The organism is Paenibacillus sp. NPDC093718 (assembly GCF_050279985.1).
Classification (GTDB): domain Bacteria; phylum Bacillota; class Bacilli; order Paenibacillales; family Paenibacillaceae; genus Paenibacillus_AQ.
In genome coordinates this window covers 271237-286963 of sequence record NZ_JBNNUS010000002.1, presented here as the reverse complement: position 1 = coordinate 286963, position 15727 = coordinate 271237, and the positions used below count along the sequence as shown (strand labels likewise).

Below are 15727 nucleotides of genomic sequence, written 5' to 3'. Positions count from 1 at the left end.
GGAGATAGAATAACCGATGGCGAAATCAATAGTTTTTACCATTTTTTTATGTTTAGTACAATTAATTTGTGTATTTTAGGTGATATACTATCATAATTTATACTTCATATTTTATAATAGTATAAACATAGAAGTGACTGGGGATGAGGAAACTGAATCTATACATCAAGGAGAGCGGAAATAAGCAGGCAGCAAGGATGATCGTTTTTTTTGCATGGCGGCGGTGTAAGCGGATGGATGTGGAGCAAGCAGATTCCCTTTTTTGAAAACAGCTTCTGCCTGATACCTGACTTGCCCGGACATGGGCGCAGCCCCGGCAATCCGCCTTTTTCCATAAGGTGCACCGCGGAGCAGCTTAACGAGGTCATTTCGAGCAAAGCTGATGGACGGGAGATTGTTGTCTTCGGCTTTTCACTAGGGGCGCAAATTCTTGTAGAGATGATATGTCAACGACCCGGCCTTATTGATTACGCCATCGTAAACAGCGCATTGCTGAGACCGATGCCGGCAGCGCTTAAGTTGATTGAACCTTCAGTTCGTATAAGCTTTCCATTAACAAAATACAGATGGTTTTCCAGATGGCAGGCAAGCACGCTGTATGTGAATGAGGATGACTTTGAACAGTATTACGCGGAAACTCTGCATATGAAGCGGGAGATGCTGGTTTCAGTGCTGAAGGAGAATATGTCCTATTCAATTTCTCCGCGGATTCAAGAATCAACAACGAAGCTATTGGTTGCGGTTGGGGAGAAGGAGAGAGGCAGTGTTAAAAAGTCGGCTGAAGATCTCGTGCAGCTGAGCGAAAACGCTGACGGGATCATCTTTCCCGGTGTTGGGCACGGCATGCCGCTTGCTGATCCGGCGCTGTTTAATCGGGTAGTGAACCATTGGCTTAACACCGGTACAATTCCGGAGGGTACTCCTCATTTATAGCAGGACGGGTAGATCGTAATCATCCTAATAAATTGCTGTAGACTTTGCCCTTAGGGCAAGGTGTATAGTGATCTTGAACCAAGAGCGATAAACCAGAAAAGAGGTGAACCTTTGCTGTCGATTGGAGAATTCTCCAAAATATGCGAAGTATCTACAAAGACACTTCGATATTACGATGAAATCGGATTAATCCATCCGGATCAGATTAATCCGGAAAACGGTTACCGATATTATTCCATTAGTCAATTAAAGAAAATGCTCTATATTAACCGTCTGAAGTCTTATCATTTTTCGTTGGAAGAAATCAAGGAGATTCTGGACGAGGAAGCGGATCAATCCGAAGAGAAGCTCCGCTTCGCCCTTCATCGCAAACGTAGGGATATTCAGGAGAAGTTAGACACCTATGAAGATATCCTAAAGCAAATGAACCAGGATATCTTGAATCTGGAGCAGGGCATACATCTGATGTCATATCTGGACGAAATCGAAGTACAGCTTGTTGAAACAGGACCAATGAATATCCTTTACATGCGTCAGATGATGAGCCGTGATGACTATGCTTTAGGATACGGCGGGTATTACAGCAGATTGTACGAAAAGATTGCCAGGGAGCAACTTACCTTGGTTGGAACACCCATGACGATATATCACAGTCCGGAATTCCATCCTGCAGGCAATGACACCGAGTTTGCCCTCCCGGTCAGGGAGGCTGTTAAGGGAACGAGAGTTTTGTGTGGTGGCCTTTGTGCGAGGTCTGTTTTAAAGGGGGCTTATTCCAATTTGACATCGGTATATGCCAAACTGAGGGAATGGGTAGAAGATGAAGGATATGCATTGACTCAATCGCCCTATGAAGTTTATGTAACGGACCCCTATCAAGCCTTGACTGCCGAGGAATTGGTTACCGAGGTGTATTTCCCCGTGACCAAAAAATAAGAGATTTACATATACCATACGCTTAAATAACGAATTCTGCGAGGTATCTATTATGAAAAGAAGCTGCTGGCCAACGACCTTATGGCAAACCCTAGCCCCGGCGACGGGGGGAATGGACGCTGACAAGCTTTCAGGGCTGGACTCATGGATCAAAACTGAATATCCCGATATTCATGGTATAGTCGTGGTTCGACACGGAGCTATCGTTTATGAAAAATATGATCATGGATATGGCCCGGAGGATCGGCACCATGTTGCATCGGTTACGAAAAGTATCATATCCGCACTCATTGGCATTGCTATAGATGCAGGCTATATACAACATGCAGATCAGAAGGTGCTGGATTTTTTTTCCAAATATGAACTTAAGGCTGACGCTCGACAAAAAAGGGAAATAACGATACGCCATCTGCTCACGATGACGGCTCCTTATCCTTTTGAGGATTGGCACGAACCGCTGGACAAACTGTGCATGCAATCGGATTGGGTTCATTATACGCTGGATATGCTGGGTGAAGGAGGAAGTCTGGGAGCATTTAAGTATTCTACTGCAGGGGCGCATCTCCTCTCAGCTGTCATAACTCGCAGCACCGGAAAAAGTGCCCGTGCGTTTGCTAACGAACACTTGTTTAAACCGATCGGCATGAGCGAAATTCCGGATTATGACATGAGTTCATTCGGATTTGATGATTTATTCGGAAAAGACGTCAGGGGATGGGTCAAAGATCCGGCTGGCAACTCTACCGGAGGGTGGGGACTTACGTTAAGTCCTCGAGATATGGCTCGTTTCGGCTTTCTTTATCTGAACCGCGGCACATGGGACAATCGGCCCATTATATCGGGAGAATGGATTGACCAATCAACGGCGATGAATTCCAACCATTATGGATATCTATGGTGGTTGCGTGATGAGGACGGAGTATCTGCATACTCGGCAGTAGGCGATGGAGGCAATATCATTTGCTGCATTCCGAAGCAAGACTTGGTCGTAGCCATTGCATCAGCATTTACCGTCAATCCTCGGGATCGATGGACACTGGTTAAAGAACGCATTATCCCGGCGATCAATTACTAAATAGATCATCGCAATCTTTGTCTCGGTATCAGGTTCAACATGTGGTTGATGTCAAAAGAACAAGAATATCTGCGCATATGAAGCCGCCAAATTGGCGGCTTTTATGGTTACTGCACACTCTTTCAGGCAAAAATCGCAATCGGTGGCCCTTCTTAGCCATTCTGATGTTACGTGTATTTTCATACAATGTATGGACAAGCGAAAACAGAAATAAGCAGAGGGTGGGGAGGAATCGTTGTGAAGCTGCATCAAATCCATGTGACGGGCATGACTTGCACGGCTTGTGCAGCCCGGATCGAGAAAGTCCTTCGTAAGGTGCAAGGCATTCAATCTGTCCGTGTGAGCCTCGCCTTATCTCAGGCCACGATTCATTATGAACCGACGCAGATTGGAATAGAGAAGATCATAGAAAAAATAGGGAAACTTGGATATGGTGCGACCGACAGGCTGTCGCATCCGCAGGCAGGGATCGATGCGGAGACGGGAGCTTATCGCATCCGGTTTATCATTGCGGCTTGTTTGTCCATGCCGCTCATATGGGCGATGATGGCGCATGTTGCCGATTGGCCTGCACAATGGATACCGAATTTGTTGATGGAACCTGTATTTCAATGGGTGCTCGCTACCTTGCTTCAGTTTGGTGTTGGGTATCCTTTCTATTACGGTGCTTACCAGGCCATGATCCATCGTACGGCAAACATGGATACTCTCGTTGCGTTAAGTACCTCGGTGGCTTACTTCTACAGCCACTATGTCATGTTTGAATCCCGGGACAGCTTCACGCATCCAACGCTTTATTTTGATACGATTGCGATGGTGATGACTGCGGTTCTGCTGGGCAAGTGGCTTGAGACCATGGCTAAAGGCAGAGCGTTGAAACAGCTTAGTGCCTTATATGAGCTTCAGGTTAAACGGGTTCGAGTCATACGCAGTCATGGGGAAGAATGGATTTCTGCGGATCAAGTGCAGATCGGAGACCGGATCCGGGTGAATCATGGGGAATGGATCTCCATTGACGGCTTTGTTCAGTCGGGATCGGCGGATGCCGATGAATCTATGCTGACAGGTGAAAGTACAGCGGTGGCCAAGGGCATGAAAGATCGAGTCTACGCCGGCACGCGTTGTCTGATCGGAAGTTTGGACATCGTGGTTGATAAGTATCATGACGAAACCCGCCTGTCTCAAATGATTGGGCTAATCGAGTCCGCGCAGCAGGGGAAACCGGCCATTCAGCGAACCGTTGATCGTATTGCGGCGATTTTTGTTCCCATGATGATCGGTTGTGCTGCGCTTACATATGCGGGGTGGCTCTGGTTTTCACAATCCCCCGATGCTTCCGAAACGGCCATGCGCCACGCGCTGTCTGTGTTACTGATCGCCTGTCCCTGTGCGCTTGGATTAGCTACGCCGGTATCCATCCTGATCGCAACCGGCTCGTCCGCCCAAAGAGGCGTTCTATTCAAAGACGGCGGTTCTCTGGAGAGTTTGCGCCGAACCGATGTCGTATTGTTGGATAAGACCGGCACCTTGACGGAAGGAACGCCTCAACTTACAGCGATTCACACTGCAGACGGCACCAAAGCTGCCTACGCGCTATCCATGTCGGCTGCGGTGGCTTCCCGGTCCGCTCACCCGTTAGCACAAGCCATTGTACGAGCTGCCCAAGACAAACATTCCCCGATTTTGGAAGCACAGAATTTCCAAGAGCGAGTTGGGAAAGGGATGGAAGGCTATGTCAAAGGAGAGCGCGTATGCGTGGGAAACCGGAGATGGCTGCTGGAGCAGGGTGTACAGCTGGGGAGTCCTCCAGATCAACCCGGCTATACAAGGATTTATGTCGCCGTGAACGGGAAGTGCATCGGATCGCTTGTATTGATTGACAAGCTTAGAAAAGATGCGCGGAAGACTGTACAGGAGTTAAAGCGCAGAGCCGATGTGTGGATGGTAACCGGCGATGAGGAGCAGGCCGCCGTGGCGGTGGCTGCCGCGGCCGGGATCGATCAAATGCGTGCCGGCATGCTTCCTGAAGACAAGCTCGCGTTCATCCGAGAGCTTCAACATCAAGGGCGTTCCGTTGCGATGATTGGCGATGGCATAAACGATGCGGCTGCGCTAGCCGTGGCAGATGTCGGCATGGCGATGGGCGGGGGAGCGGACGCGGCTAAACAGGCTGGCGACATCGTACTGATTGGAAACAAGCTATTCAACATCATCGATGCGTATACGTGGAGCCGCCAAACGATGAGGAACGTTCATCAGAATTTGCTGTTTGCTCTGATGTATAACGCCGTTACCGTACCATTGGCCGCATGCGGTTATTTGGATCCGCGCATCGCTTGCATCGGCATGGCGGCAAGCTCCGTGCTTGTTGTTGCGAATGCGCTTAGATTGCAGCTGAAGGTGCAGAGATTGGACAAGAACCGCATAACCGTGAATGGTTGAACGATTAAGCCGTGACGCCAAGTCACGAACTTTGGCTAGATAAAGAGCAGGGATGTACGAAGTGTGGAAAACATAACAGCTAATTGGCAGGGTACCATGTTGACTCTACCGCTAACTGATCCTTAGTAACCTCTCTATCAGGTGTAAACCGTCCTTTCTTGCGATGTAATAGCGAATTGAGATCAAAAGATAAAAGGAAAAAGCCGCAGTCCGGAGACTGCGGATAATCCTCAAGGCAGAGTTGTTTGCCATCACTCATCTATGGCAGGAAGGATCGCTACGCCAGCTCCAACACAACCATTTGATGATTATCCAAATAAGGAACCATGTAGTTAATCTCGTCTTGATTATTGATTGTATAAGGAAGGTCCTCCATCGAGGGAGCTAAATAGACCCGTTTAACCGAAGCCTGGGACGGGAGACGCAAGCCGACGGAAACATCCCTCAACGGAACGATGTCTTCAATGACTTCAACACGCCCCTTCAACACAGGGGTGGCATACAGAAGGTGATTTATGTAGCGTTTATCGCCCTCCTGATACTGAAGCGTCGCAATGCCTCGTGCCGGCAAATCGCAGCTCAAGGAAGGTTGCGGCAGGAGCCGGGCGAGAGCATGCAGTACCATCTCTTTCAGAATGAGATGTCCGTTGTCCGCGTAGTCGCCGAACACATTCCAAGCGATATAGATACCGCTTGTGCTTTCGATCATGCCGGGTCCGCTGTCCTCCCCCGCGCTTGGCGTGTGCTGATGCGAGCAGAACGTGAACACGTCCCGGTTAAAGTACGGATTCTCCCGGCTGCCAAGCGCACGGCCACCGTTCAGTTCAACCTGCTGTCCTTCACTGTACATGACAAATGAAGCAGGGAGAAGTGGCCCTGGAGTAAAGTCCGGACGGAAATATGACGGACGGTAAGGGCTGGCGCCTCTCCAGTTCAGTCCAAGATCAAGTGTAAAGGCGCTGCCGTCCGGATCCAAACCCGAGCGACCCGTGGCCAGAAGCTTGCCGCCGCTTGCGGTAAAAGCGCGGATAGCTTCTCCCAATGCCGGCCATACCGGCACGTCATCCGGCAAAATCAGCACTTTGTAGAGGCTGAAATCAGCACTGGCATCCACGATGTCGTACAGGTAATGTCCTTCGGTCAGTATGCGTACGGCTCCGGCATCCGCCAGATTGTTCCGGTCTTCCGATTTTCGTGCTTCGGGACAAGCCTCCCAAGCAGCCTCCAGCGACAAGACGGCGATGTCCGCCACGGAAGAGGTTTCGCTGCACCATGGCTCCTTCGCTTCCACCTCCGCGTAGGCAGTGCCGATCAAGGCGTAGGTTGCTTCATCCATGAGACCCGAAGGATGAAGCTGGTCGCCGATCGAGCACTTGGCGCCATGGGCGAGACTTAGCGCCGTTTCGAAGCGAAGCGCGTTCGGATGTTTGTAACCGCCGAATTCGCCCCAGGAGGTATGGAATTTGCCCGTCATGCCCAGATAGTCCATGCCGAGCGTCTGGGCATAGCGTGCGGACAGCGGAAAGTGATCGTAGCCCCAGCCCCCGGTCGGCAGGGATTCCAGTTCCAAATGGCTGTTGACGAGGGCGAGGTCGCGGCGGCCGCGACGCTGATGGCCGCTGTTATGGAATACCGGCAGACCGGGCTTGATCTCATCAATCGTTTCCCTTACGCGGCGGGCATAATTCAGGTAGGTCGCCTCGCCCAGGGCGGCAACGGCTGCTTCATCGCGAGGGTCTTGACCGGCTAATCGCAGCGCGGCCACGCAATGCTGGCACCGGCAATTACGGATTCCGACGATGTCAAGGAAAATGCCGTCCGCGTCATATCTGGTTGCAACCTCGCGGATTTGCGCCAGCAGGATGTCCAGGTAAGGTGTGTTGAAGCAAAATTCATGGTAGCCGGGCGTCATGAAATCTTTCGCCCAGCGTGTACGGTCTTCCGCATCGCGGATCAGCCATTCGGGATGGCGCCGCGCCAGCTTTTCGTCAAGGCCGGCGGATAAGTACACCGGCGTTTTGACGTCGATTTCGTGGGCGGCAGCAATCATCTCGCCTAGCAGATCGAAGGAGAGATGCGGGTGCATTTCATTGGCTTCGCTCGGATGGTATGCCCAGCCGTGATGGCATTTTGAAAACACCGTGATGGAATCGACATGCCCGGCACGCAGCATGTTTTGGAACTGGGATTTTGAAAACCGGCTTCCGATACCGGCAATAGCCTCGGATGTATGGAAGTCGAGATGAACCTGACGAAAACGCATGCGTAAACAGCCTCCTTAGTCGCTTTATGAGAACGGTTTCTCGTGATCAAATGTACCTCTTTTTCATGCGGGCAACCAGTGATAATATAGACTTTGATTAGCACAAAATGAACTTGCGAATAGGAGGGAGTGGCCGTGCTGTGCTTAGAATTCGTCATACCGCCGCTGCCGCAATTTGTTACGGCGGGACATGCCGTCTGGAAGCCGGGAGACAGGCATTTCGCTCGCACTTTCGGCGTTTATGACCTGCTTCTGGTCACGAAAGGAATGTTCTATATGACGGAAGAACAGACGGAGTATGAGGTCAGTGCCGGAAAGCTGCTCGTGTTGGAAGCGGGACTGCGGCATTTCGGGCATCGGGCCTGCGTGGAGCATACGGAGATTTATTGGGTTCATTTCATCCATGGACATCCTGCTTCGTACATCCCGCAGGAGTCTATTCCTTGGTCGGCCCTGCTGTCCAAAGGCACGGTCGAGGATGTCGAGCCGTCCACGCAGCAGCGCATGTACTTGCCGAAGTTCGCGCACTTCGAGGTGCAAACCGTGGAGCCGATGCTGCGCGGATTGAACGATACCCACAACAGACTGAATGGGGAAAATGCGCTCCAGCTCCACCTTTTGCTGGTCGAGCTGTTCGCCGCGCTGCTGGCAGGCTGCGCTCGGACGTCCGAGCCGGAGCCTTCCATCAGACTGGCACAAGCCGCCGCCGCTTATTTAAACGAACACTGGAGGGAGCCGTTTGAACGGGCCGCGCTGGAGGAAAAGCTCCATTTCCAAGCGAGCTATATCGCAAGATGCATGAAGAGGCATATCGGCAAAACGCCCCTTCAGTACGTGCTGCACCTGCGCCTGGAGGAGGCCAAGAAACTGCTTGGCGGCACGGTGCTCGGCATTTCCGAGATCGCGGAACGCGTGGGAATCCGCGATTCCAACTACATGACGCGCCTGTTTACCGCCAAGCTTGGCATGACGCCCGGTGGTATCGGCAGATGCTTCGGCAGAAGAAGGAAGGCGGAGGGGACGCTTCACCTGGTCAGCCATGATAAGCCGTACTCAGGCAGCGAGAGATTCAGTGAGTGCGTATCCCGTGCAGGTTCATATTTCGAAAATGCAGATTGACAATGAAAAACTCGGCGGCTTATAGTAAAGCCACCTAACCTTGCAGGAGAGTGGTCCCATGAGCTTGCTGCAAACCCTCCGCTCTCGCAAAGAGGTAACATAGTGAAAGAATGAGTGCATAAAAAGTGAGAGACCCTGTGCCTTTAGAATAGACAGGGCCTCCGGATACCATGTGCCCTTGCTGTGCAGGGCTTTTTTTGATTGTAACTAGTGAAATGAGACAGGTCAGCCTTACCGATGAACACGGATTGGAAGTTGAGTCAACATTTGTCCTGCCGCGGAAGGACTCAGGTTATCTTCCAGTTTAAATTCAGGAACCGGTTCAATGCGCGGGAAGAAATCCATGAACCTGCTTATCGCAATATTCGCTTCCAGCCGTGCCAACGGAGCGCCCAGGCAGAAGTGAGCGCCATTCCCAAAGGTTAAATGCTTTTTGTTATTGGCACGGTGGATGTTCAAGGTGAAAGGATCCTCAAATACCTCTTCATCCATATTGGCAGCACTCATCCAGGCGACGACGAGATCCCCTTGTTTCATATCCACGCCGAGAACCTGATTGTCCTGTTTGACGGTTCGATCCATTTTTGCAATGTTAAACCGATAGCGAAGCATTTCCTCTATGGCATTGGGAAGAAGCTCGCGGTTAGCCTGGATTTCCCCGTAAATTTGGTTGTTGTCATATAAGAAGGAATAAAACGTATTGGCTAGCAGATGAGTCGTCGTTTCAATACCCGCACCCAGGATAAACATCGTCGTTCTGACGATCTCATCGTCCGATAACCGATCCCCGTCCACCTCGGCTTGGATGAGGTCGGAAATGATATCGTCCGCGAGATTGGCTCTTTTTTGGACGATATGAGGATAGAGGTAGTTGTAATATTCCTTGGCTGCATGACGCTTCAGTTCTTGTACATCTTCCGAATGGTTTTTGGGCAGGGGCAGGAACAGATGGTTTACCCATTCCTTGAATAATAACCGGTCTTCGGAAGGAACTCCGAGCAGATCCGCTATGACGATCGTCGGCAGCGCACTGGCATAATGTTGGACGATGTCAATGACATGGGCGTCTCCCATTTCCTGCAGAAGCTGGTCTGCAATCTCTTGAATGCGCGGTTCCCAGAGCTTCAAGCTGCGAGGGGTGAAAGCGGCCGATATCAAGGCACGGCTTTTCTGGTGTTCCGGGGGGTCTGATTGTAGGTTGATCTTACTCATTTTCTTGCCTTCGTCATTATCGGCGCCAACGCTGATCATCGTCCGCGTTCTTACACTAGAGAAATATTCATGATCCTTAAGAACCCTCTGGACGTCATTGTATCGGAAGACGTTCCAGCTTTGGGTCGCCTGATTATAAACGATGGGCTCATGCTGCAATTTGTGTTTGTACCAATCATAAGGATTGAATTCTTCGGTCGGTGAATGGAACTGCGTGATTTCCTCTAACGAGATGATCTCATGATTCATTAGATTCCCTCCAAATCTAGTGTAATTTAACATATGTTAATTTAACATAGAGTTGTAATTGGTCATAGTTTCCAATGACCCATGTCCAAAGTTCTGTTTATATTCTGCCTTGTCGGATTTTGGTAGAACATATACGCTAGAGGTGTGCTGTTCATTCTGCAGCAGTTTTGTCAAATCCGTCGACGAAAGGCCTGAACGATCATGTATCTTGAACTTCTCATTCTGATCCAAATCGATAAATCCCCGAAACACGGGTATGAAATAAAAAAGGAAATCCAAAAGGATCTCGGTTATTTGATGGACGTCAATCACAACATGTTATACCCGACATTGCGAAAATTTACGGATGAGGGATTTGTTCGTAAACATCGAAATGAGCAAGAAGGCAGACCGAATCAGTATGTGTATGAAATTACAGAAGCAGGGAGGGAAAAAATCACAAATCTCATTAACGAATTCACCGAAAAAGATGCAAAACATCAAATCGAATTCATGGTTAGAGTGTCGCTGTTCGATCGTATTTCTAAGGAGGACCGGAATCGGATTTTACATAGGAGAAAGAAGGACTTGGAAGAGCTGCTGTCAGATATCGAGAGAAGACTGGATGAAAGCGGGGACGAGTTGTTCCGGGACGAGGTTCTGCGGTATTCGGTCTCCCAGGTTCAAGGCGAATTGGCGTGGATCGATAGGCTGGTCAGCAGCTTAACCTGATAGGTAAATACGACTTCGACCAGATCTTAAATCAACGTAGCATCAAGCACGACGATGTTTTAGCGCGAATGTATGCTCTTAGAAATGATCTTTAAATGAGTCGGTTTTATAGTATCATAGATGAAGCAGTATATTCCAATATTTGGTTGGAATTAAGTCTATTTATGAGCGGCGAATGGAGGTTTAATCATGATCATGGAGAGTGAAAGGGTATGAAGGAGAAAGAGAGACAGCCGCATTTGGCCAAAGCTGTTAGAGCAGATGAGGAACAATACGAAATGATATAAAGGAGTATTAGTGGAACATGGATCAGACACTGGAAACACTTTTGAACGAAATGAAACGGGAGATCGACAAATGGATGGCTTATATCGGCGATAAAAACGCGGACAAAATCGTGAAGCGTACTTCGCTGCAGATCGGGATTCACGACTATGCGCTGCTCGAATATAACAAGGGCAGAGTGAGCATGACGGATGACGAGCTGGACTTATCGATGCCTGGAGACAGGGGCACACCTGATGAGCCGTTGACCGAAGAACATGTGCGAGAGCACATCGTTCCTGAGCTATCCTCTTATATGCAGCATATATTGGACGAGATGCCGAGCGCGTTAATCGATTATCAGTTTACGTTTAACGGCAAGTTTCGAGTGCGGGAAGGCGATCTTAACCTTTGTATTCTTACATACGCAGATGAGACAAAGAAGAAGCAATTACAGGAACGAATCTCAATCTATATTGCCAATAAGCTAGAAGCGGGAACCTATCCGACGAAACCGTTGGAGACGTTTTTCCTGTCCAGGCACATCCTGGACGAGGGACTGTTTCCAGACGCGGATCCCGCCTGGATCATTTCCGTTTTTGAGCGGGTTCAGCAATTGAACAAAGGGAACCAACATCTCGCAGAGCATCGTTCTTATCTAATTACGGCTTTGCGGAATTGGGCTGAGGAGCGTTCGCTTCCGCGTTATTTCGATAATATCGGGACGGAGTGGCAGCCGGAATATAAGAAAAAAATCGGCATTCATTTGGAAAATACCGAGCAAGGTCCAATCGAACTGCTGATTTATGCCGCCATCCTGATTCTGAAATACGAGCCTTCTTATAGCAGAAGCACAGGATTGACTATGTTGAATTGCGCCAAGGAACTGGGAAGCGAACGGGCCCAACGATTGACTAAAGAAGGAAGCGGGACCTTCGCCAAGGAAGACGTCCTTGCGTGACGAAATGGTGGAATGTACGGCCAACGATGTGTTTGCCGAGATCTCCATAGCCATTAAGCAGGAAACGGGGGAGAGTTACGCTCGCGCGCTCAGGTTTCTGACACGGCTCTTCAACCTGGGATTCCCGAAAAGCTACCAAATCAAACTGAAATCCCCGGTCAAGCAGTGGCTGCCGATCAAAGGATTGGCTAAGTCGGGAACGCATCGGTTCTTCGCCAACGCCTTGGAATACCCGGATTTGTATCCCTTCATGGAGGAGTATGCCAAAGCAGCGATGGAACCGTTTGAATGGTATGCGGATACGGAAGGGGACAAAAACTGCATGCCAGGAAGCTATGCCGTCTTTGGCCTCGGATTGAGGGATACAACGTTTTTGCCATTGGTGGGAGAATACATGGGCAAAGTTGATGACGAACACCAATCCGTTCAAAACCATTTCACGATAGCTTTTACTGAGCGGCATGGCGTTAATATCGAAACCATTCCAACCTTGGTAAAGTGCAACGATTCGATGAAACTGAAGATCCAATCGGACATGGAACACGGGCTAAACGTCAGACTGCTGCTCGATCAAGTTCGCGGCCTCCCGTATTACCAGGTGGGGCGTATCGTATATTTGATCTGGGGCGGAACGGACAAGCTGAAGAAGATAGCCGCCAAAGCCGAAGGAGAGAGGGCGCAGTGGCTCACCGATTTGGCGGAAGCCGCCTGTCGGAAGTAATCGTGTTCAATTAGGCCATCCTTAAATGAGTCCATAATCAGCTGCTGAAAGGCAGCTTTTTTTATATTTATCTAACTATTCCAGGCAATATAGTAGCTAAAGGGAGACACATTGATATAAAATACGGACAAGAAGACAGGAAAAGTTTGGAGCCATTCGAAAAATTGAAAGCGTTGTCTTTAAGAATCTGCGGAACTTATGAATGTAGGGGAGGGGCCATTCGATGAAAGTGCTGATTGCAGACGACGACGTTTACACAAGGGAAGGCCTCGTTGAGGCGATCGAATGGGAGCGGCTGGGCATACAAGAAATTCTTCAGGCAGAAGACGGCTCGCAGGCTCCGCTTCGTGCTGGAATTGCCTCGTATTGAGATCATGAAGATAGAGGCTTCGCTTCGTGTTGGAATTGCCTCATATTGAGATGATGAGGACAGAGGATACTCTTCGTGCTGGAATTGCCTCATATTGAGATGATGAGGACAGAGGCTCCGCTATTTTGCCGAAATGGGTTCATTATGGTGATCTAGCGGACACAGGATCCGTTATTGCACCATAATCGCGAATGATTCCACGCTAAATCCTGCAATAGCGGATCTCTTGTCCGCATATTGCTGTGAAATAGGTAAAACAACGAAATAGCGGAACCATGGTCCTTTAATACCAAAAATCCATGGAAAGTTTAATTTCACTGGCAGCCATGCTCGGCTACTACTGGGCATCCGGCATTGCCTTTCTGCTAAAACCTAGCTAGATCGACGGCGGTGATCCTAATGAGGGGAATGGTAATACTAGGCGTTTTCCCGGTGTTCTTTTGGTAAAATCGGCCTCTTATTGAGATCATGAGGACAGAGGATACGCTATTTTGCCGCAAATGCTCATCCACTGCAACAACATGATCCATGGCAGGCTCTTCGGCAATCCCGCAATACAATTTGCCGGGGGCTCAGCATGTATGATACCCCGGAGTATAAGCAGGTGCTGCTTCGAGCCAAGTAGTGGTATGAGGACGGAATCGTAAGCCGCGAGATTTTGGCCGCCCAGGGAAACGCCACCGGCGAAACGTTGGAATGGATGAAAACGGATAAGAAGCCGCTGGAATTCAACAACCATTTCGGCGCAGTCAGCAGCGGCTACATCGGAGTGCTCAAGGAATTGTTTCCCGAGTTTGAGTACGGATGGTTTGATTATTATATGGTCCACGTGCCGAATTACATGCCTTTTATGACACCGGACAACATCACGATGATCTCGGTCGGCGCGCACTCCAAGAATAAGGAAATTGCGCTCAAGCTGATCGAGAAGGCCCACACGGAACGAAGCTGGATTCCCGAGCTTCATGGAGGAGCTGCAGAATCAGCTGGATGCATTCGCTGCTAAGAAATGATAAGGGATAATCATGAAGCAATCTAGTGATCCGACAAGGAAGCGAGGAGGTCTCAAATGACGAATTCCAATAGAAACCTTAATGTTGAACCTGAACGCATCGAACGCATCCCTACAACCCTTACCAGTGACGGTGCCTGGTGCTGGTTTGCCGATCCGAGGGCGCTGCGACATGTCAATGCTGTGACGGGTAGCGACAAGACATACATCGGGTACATTGATGTTGCGGGCAGCATCCAGGCGGTTCAATATGATCATGTGAGCCAAGAACGCAAGCAAGTGCGGGTACGAGCGGGTTTTCAGCAGGATGACCATAATAATCCGACGTTTTTGGCACTGCCCGACGGCCGGGTGATGATTTTTTATTCCGAGCACTCGACAACCCCATCTATTTATTATCGCGTAACAGTCCGTCCTGACGATCTAGAAACCTTAGGGCCTGAAAAAATAATCGATACCACGGGATATGGGAACACCACCTATCCTTCTCCCTTCGTGCTGACGGATCAGCCCGATTATTTCTATCTGCTGTGGCGCGGCGTGAACTGGCATCCGACTGTTGCAAGGTTCACGCTGCCGGATCTCGAAGGCAACGTCTCTTTCGATATGGAACCGAAGCAGATTGTGGATTCCAGGTGCCATGAACAAGAAACCGGAAAAAGGCCGTATGCCAAGTACGAAACGAACGGCAAAGACAAAATTATGATGACGTATACCTATACGCATCCGGACAATATGACTCCGAATTCGTTATACTATTCGTATCTGGACGTGAATACCCTGACGCTGCACGGCGCTGATGGATATCAGCTCGCAGATCTGAACCGCGGGCCGCTGAAGCTGGATAACAATGAAACCAATCCGGCCCATTTGGTGGATCGCCAGCCGGGCATACGCGGCTGGAACTGGGATATTGCCGCGGATAAAGAGGGATACCCGGTGATCTTGTTTGTTAGGATCAATGAGGACAAGGATCGTCATCACTATTGTTACGCCAAGTGGTCCGGCTCCGATTGGCAGATTACACCGTTGGCGGATGGCGGACGATGGTTCCATCAAAATGATCAAAGAGAACATTGCTATTCCGGAGGCTTGACACTGGATCATAACGACCCTGCCACCGTGTATATGTCAATCCCTGTAGAAGGTAAACACGGTGAGGTCTTCGAAATTCATCATTGTGTCATCGCAAATGACGGGACGATCGCCGAAATACATCAAGTCACCGAAAACTCGACTCAAAACAACATTCGACCTTTCGTCGTTCGCCATGCAGCACTGGGCGAACCGTATGATTTGATATGGATGCACGGGGATTACTACTATTGGGATCATTCGCAAGGGCGATTGGGTTATACGACGGTGCTGCGAACCTTGTGTGAAAACGTAGCGATTGAAGACGGAGGGAGGACCGATCCTTCGGCATAAGTCATTTACCCGCAACGCCGAAGAGCATCTT

The 15727-nt window shown here is 49.6% G+C and carries 13 protein-coding genes; 11 read left to right on the top strand and 2 right to left on the bottom strand.

Annotated features, from left to right (window positions below; translation table 11 throughout):
- The first annotated feature begins 210 nt into the window (after positions 1–210).
- From ACQKPA_RS07080 to ACQKPA_RS07065, 4 genes are all read left to right on the top strand, one after another.
- Entirely contained in the window at positions 211–933 is a 723-nt protein-coding gene (locus ACQKPA_RS07080; RefSeq protein ID WP_427490724.1) for an alpha/beta fold hydrolase, read from the top strand.
- Positions 934–1044: 111 nt separating this feature from the next.
- The gene (locus ACQKPA_RS07075; RefSeq protein WP_427490722.1) at positions 1045–1869 is read left to right on the top strand and encodes a MerR family transcriptional regulator; all 825 of its coding nucleotides are present in this window, start codon (positions 1045–1047) and stop codon (positions 1867–1869) included.
- Between the two features lie 52 nt (positions 1870–1921).
- Complete coding sequence (locus tag ACQKPA_RS07070) at positions 1922–2944, top strand: serine hydrolase domain-containing protein (RefSeq protein ID WP_427490720.1); 1023 nt, start codon at positions 1922–1924, stop codon at positions 2942–2944.
- Positions 2945–3181: 237 nt separating this feature from the next.
- Entirely contained in the window at positions 3182–5386 is a 2205-nt protein-coding gene (locus ACQKPA_RS07065) for a heavy metal translocating P-type ATPase (RefSeq protein WP_427490718.1), read from the top strand.
- 277 nt (positions 5387–5663) lie between these two features.
- Here ACQKPA_RS07065 and ACQKPA_RS07060 read toward each other — a convergent pair whose 3' ends face one another.
- Positions 5664–7649 carry a beta-galactosidase trimerization domain-containing protein gene (locus tag ACQKPA_RS07060; protein WP_427490716.1) on the bottom strand — a complete coding sequence of 662 codons (1986 nt, stop codon included), beginning with the start codon at positions 7647–7649 and terminating at the stop codon, positions 5664–5666.
- Between the two features lie 135 nt (positions 7650–7784).
- On the opposite strand from ACQKPA_RS07060, the gene ACQKPA_RS07055 reads away from it, so the two are divergent.
- Positions 7785–8768 carry a helix-turn-helix transcriptional regulator gene (locus ACQKPA_RS07055; RefSeq protein ID WP_427490714.1) on the top strand — a complete coding sequence of 328 codons (984 nt, stop codon included), beginning with the start codon at positions 7785–7787 and terminating at the stop codon, positions 8766–8768.
- A gap of 231 nt (positions 8769–8999) precedes the next feature.
- On the opposite strand, the gene ACQKPA_RS07050 is transcribed toward ACQKPA_RS07055, so the two are convergent.
- Positions 9000–10229, bottom strand: coding sequence for a cytochrome P450 (locus ACQKPA_RS07050; RefSeq protein ID WP_427490712.1), 1230 nt, complete (start codon positions 10227–10229; stop codon positions 9000–9002).
- A gap of 201 nt (positions 10230–10430) precedes the next feature.
- Between ACQKPA_RS07050 and ACQKPA_RS07045 the strand changes: the two genes are divergently transcribed.
- From ACQKPA_RS07045 to ACQKPA_RS07020, 6 genes are all read left to right on the top strand, one after another.
- The gene (locus tag ACQKPA_RS07045; protein ID WP_427490710.1) at positions 10431–10940 is read left to right on the top strand and encodes a helix-turn-helix transcriptional regulator; all 510 of its coding nucleotides are present in this window, start codon (positions 10431–10433) and stop codon (positions 10938–10940) included.
- Positions 10941–11244: 304 nt separating this feature from the next.
- Complete coding sequence (locus tag ACQKPA_RS07040; RefSeq protein ID WP_427490708.1) at positions 11245–12165, top strand: DUF6138 family protein; 921 nt, start codon at positions 11245–11247, stop codon at positions 12163–12165.
- Complete coding sequence (locus ACQKPA_RS07035; protein WP_427490706.1) at positions 12158–12886, top strand: DUF6138 family protein; 729 nt, start codon at positions 12158–12160, stop codon at positions 12884–12886. Before ACQKPA_RS07040 ends, ACQKPA_RS07035 begins: the two co-directional genes overlap by 8 nt.
- Positions 12887–13109: 223 nt before the next feature.
- Entirely contained in the window at positions 13110–13256 is a 147-nt protein-coding gene (locus tag ACQKPA_RS07030) for a hypothetical protein (protein ID WP_427490704.1), read from the top strand.
- 700 nt (positions 13257–13956) lie between these two features.
- A complete protein-coding gene (locus ACQKPA_RS07025; protein WP_427490702.1) occupies positions 13957–14262 on the top strand; it encodes a hypothetical protein in 306 nt (101 codons plus the stop codon).
- Positions 14263–14325: 63 nt separating this feature from the next.
- Positions 14326–15696, top strand: coding sequence for a BNR repeat-containing protein (locus tag ACQKPA_RS07020; RefSeq protein WP_427490700.1), 1371 nt, complete (start codon positions 14326–14328; stop codon positions 15694–15696).
- Positions 15697–15727: the final 31 nt, after the last annotated feature.

Excerpts from the sequence above, each read along its gene's own strand:
- ACQKPA_RS07070 (WP_427490720.1), top strand. The coding sequence starts at position 1,922 with ATGAAAAGAAGCTGCTGGCCAACGACCTTATGGCAAACCCTAGCCCCG.
- ACQKPA_RS07060 (WP_427490716.1), bottom strand. The coding sequence starts at position 7,649 with ATGCGTTTTCGTCAGGTTCATCTCGACTTCCATACATCCGAGGCTATT.
- ACQKPA_RS07050 (WP_427490712.1), bottom strand. The coding sequence starts at position 10,229 with ATGAATCATGAGATCATCTCGTTAGAGGAAATCACGCAGTTCCATTCA.
- ACQKPA_RS07045 (WP_427490710.1), top strand. The coding sequence starts at position 10,431 with ATGTATCTTGAACTTCTCATTCTGATCCAAATCGATAAATCCCCGAAA.
- ACQKPA_RS07040 (WP_427490708.1), top strand. The coding sequence starts at position 11,245 with ATGGATCAGACACTGGAAACACTTTTGAACGAAATGAAACGGGAGATC.
- ACQKPA_RS07030 (WP_427490704.1), top strand. The coding sequence starts at position 13,110 with ATGAAAGTGCTGATTGCAGACGACGACGTTTACACAAGGGAAGGCCTC.
- ACQKPA_RS07025 (WP_427490702.1), top strand. The coding sequence starts at position 13,957 with ATGAAAACGGATAAGAAGCCGCTGGAATTCAACAACCATTTCGGCGCA.
- ACQKPA_RS07020 (WP_427490700.1), top strand. The coding sequence starts at position 14,326 with ATGACGAATTCCAATAGAAACCTTAATGTTGAACCTGAACGCATCGAA.